The sequence below is a fragment of the Propioniciclava sp. MC1683 genome, from assembly GCF_014164675.1.
Lineage (GTDB): Bacteria > Actinomycetota > Actinomycetes > Propionibacteriales > Propionibacteriaceae > Propioniciclava.
Map to the genome: position 1 here is coordinate 1 of NZ_JACJFX010000082.1, position 2,182 is coordinate 2,182.

The following is a 2,182-nucleotide window of genomic DNA, read 5'->3' on the forward strand; positions in this document are numbered from 1 at the left end:
CCAGTTGGGTCGGGCTGTGGCGCCCTGCCACGGTTACCCGTGGTGGGTTTCCACAGCCCGCCCGCCGAACCCGGCGTGCGACTTTCACCGCACCGGGCTCTCCACGTGAGGGGGTTGGTCAGCTTGCGACGGTCGATGGGGTCCACGGGGTCGGGATCTGGTAGCCGCGGTAGCGGTACCGGACGATGGGGACGCTGGCTGCGCCCTTGAACCTGACCCCGTCGTGGGCGAGCCGCCAACTGCCCGGCAGACAGTACCTGCGCCGGAGCTCTGGCCATCCGATACGACGGTGCTTCTTCCGTAGCCACGACGTGATCCGTTCCCACGTGTAGGAATCGACCGCGTTGAAGGCTCGTTTGGCCACCGCGTGCCGGAAGTAGTTCGCCCACCCACGCAACACTCGACCCAGGTAGGCCATCAGGTAGCCCGGGTCGCGGTGCAGGGTTGCTCTGTACGTCATGGCCTTCACCCGTGCCTTGATCGAGGCGATCGCCTTCGTCGACGGCTTGGTGTACACAAACGACTTGTGGCTCCCGCGTTTCCGCATCCGTCGGATGTGGAAGCCGAGGAAGTCGAACCCGTCGTCGATGTGGACCACTCGGGTCTTGTCCGGCGACAGTCGCAGCCCCATCGGGACCAACACGACTGCCACCTCCTCGCGCAACTGATCGGCATCAGCCCGTTCGCCTTTGACCACGATCACGAAGTCGTCGGCGTACCGGATGAGCCGGTAGGTCGCCTCGCCGTGATAGCGGCGCCGGTTCCGCTGGTTCGCCGTTCCCATCTCCTGGGTCCAGCGACGTGCGAACTCGTCGTCCAACACGGACAAAGCGATGTTGGCCAGCAACGGAGACAAGATTCCGCCCTGCGGGGTGCCGGTCACCGTTCCCTCGGTGGTACCCACCGTGGTGAGCACCCCCGCCTTCAGGAACGCCTTCACCAACGCCAGCACACGCTTGTCCGAAACCCTCGCTCGCAGGCGGTCCATCAACGCGGTGTGGTCGATCATGTCGAAACACGCCTCAATGTCGGCCTCCAACACCCACTCATACCGTTTGCTGGTGAAGTGGTGGATCTCGGCGATCGCGTCAGCAGCGCGCCGGTTCGGGCGGAACCCGTACGAGCACGGTTGGAAGTCCGCCTCGAAAATAGGTTCCAGTACCAGCTTCAAGGCGGCCTGCACCACCCGGTCGGTGACGGTGGGGATGCCCAACTTGCGCAGCTTGCCGCTGGCCTTCGGGATCATCACCTGCCGCACCGGCACCGGCTGGAAGGTCCGGGACTTCAACTCGTCCCGTACCTGCCGCAGGAACGCCTCGACCCCCATCCCGGAGGTAACGTGGGCCACCGTGGCCCGGTCCACCCCCGGTGTCCGTGCCCCCTTGTTCCCAGCGACGCGTTCCCACGCCATCGTCAGAAACGCCGGGTCACAGACCAGGTTGTACAGATCATCAAACCGGCGGCCGCGATCCGCGGCCGCCCAACCATGCAGTTTGGTCTGCATCCTCCGTACCGCCAGAAAGGCGCGAGCATCGCTCGGCCACCCAGTGGCACCGGTATTCACCGGTGCGTCTTCGGACATCACAGTTCCTTCCTGCTTCCTCTCGCTGCCGCCCTTTCCCATGCGGTCGGCTTTCCCGACCTCGGAGTACTACGACGGCTCCGCCCCCACCCACACCCTTCGGCCGGCAACGCGCCTATCCCCACCAAGGTGGTGGGGAACGGAGTGCGGAGGGTTCCCACGTTCACTGCTGTTCGGTTGACGGGCGAGGCGCCCGGCTTTGCCCCTGCGGCATCGTCGTGGCTACGCCGTAGACCTTCACCACGACCTGCCGGACCCGACACATTCACCGTTCCGGCAGTTCCCCACCCCGACGGCCGTCTGGCTGACGACCCCCACGGCGGTTACGCACCGCACTCCAGCCCGCATCCGCCGGGTTCGAGCTGGTCGACGATCAAGAGGCTTTACGACACCGGTTCCTCTCGTACACCTTCCCGTCTTGCTCACCAGACCCGGCCCATCCGGTAGTGCTGGACCGTCCTGACTTTGTCGCGGCTGCTCCCACCCAACCCCGGCGTTCCCCGAAGTCAGGCTGCCGCCAGCTTCACCCCACTGCTACGACAGCGGGGCGATGCAGGTCTCTCACCTCCATCCGAAACAACAGCGCCTCGTGGCGCACCA

At 65.6% G+C, this 2,182-nt stretch carries 1 protein-coding gene; it reads right to left on the reverse strand.

Annotated features, from left to right (window positions below; all coding sequences use genetic code 11):
- Positions 1-118: 118 nt before the first annotated feature.
- Positions 119-1,582, reverse strand: a complete 1,464-nt coding sequence (gene ltrA / locus H5397_RS17275) for a group II intron reverse transcriptase/maturase (RefSeq protein WP_182818974.1) — start codon at positions 1,580-1,582, stop codon at positions 119-121.
- Between the last annotated feature and the right edge of the window lie 600 nt (positions 1,583-2,182).